The sequence below is a fragment of the Streptococcus suis genome, from assembly GCF_002964045.1.
In the GTDB taxonomy this organism is placed as follows: Bacteria; Bacillota; Bacilli; order Lactobacillales; family Streptococcaceae; genus Streptococcus; species Streptococcus suis_U.
In genome coordinates this window covers 1-310 of the sequence record NZ_POPB01000653.1, presented here as the reverse complement: position 1 = coordinate 310, position 310 = coordinate 1, and the positions used below count along the sequence as shown (strand labels likewise).

Below are 310 nucleotides of genomic sequence, written 5' to 3'. Positions count from 1 at the left end.
TATATTGACTTTTTAGCTAAAAAATTAGGTGAAAAGCATAAAGGAGATCAGGCAAAAATCAACCGTGATTTGGCTTTGATGTTAGCTTATCAGGATTATCATCAAAATGGTCTACAAAAATTAGTCAATAAATTTATTGTTCCATACAATCACAAGGATAAGAAAAAAACGACTGAAGTTATTTCTAATAATCATAATGAACCGTCATCAGATATAGATTTTGCGCATACAATGACAACCCTGGCTTCACTTGAAAAGCAAGACAATCATCTGAATAATATGACGAAAGGAATCTTTAGTTTAAAACATC

General features: G+C 30.6%; 1 protein-coding gene. It reads left to right on the top strand.

The genetic code is table 11. The features are described 5' to 3' along the window. On the top strand, nucleotides 1-310 hold a 310-nt coding region (locus C1E99_RS14850), incomplete at both ends, for a hypothetical protein (protein ID WP_161951232.1).